1 protein-coding gene is annotated in these 264 nt (G+C 67.8%); it reads left to right on the plus strand.

Going from position 1 to position 264, the window contains the following annotated elements:
- Positions 1-264: VCBS repeat-containing protein (locus LPA54_RS42125; protein WP_228985602.1), on the plus strand; the 264-nt coding region annotated here is incomplete at both ends.

Below are 264 nucleotides of genomic sequence, written 5' to 3' on the forward strand. Positions count from 1 at the left end.
ACATCACCGGCGACGGCAAGGCCGACCTCGTCGTGCACGGCAGGGACGGCAAGGTCTCGGTGCGCAAGAACATGGGCACCTACTTCGACGGCGGTACGGAGTGGAGCGCCGGCTGGGGCCGCTTCGTGGACGGCAGCGACCTCGGTCGGCTGTACTTCGCCGACATCACCGGCGACGGCAAGGCCGACCTCGTCGTGCACGGCAGGGACGGCAAGGTCTCGGTGCGCAAGAACATGGGCACCTACTTCGACGGCGGTACGGAGT

Origin of the sequence: Streptomyces sp. DH12 (assembly GCF_020873895.1) — a bacterium.
Classification (GTDB): Bacteria; Actinomycetota; Actinomycetes; order Streptomycetales; family Streptomycetaceae; genus Streptomyces.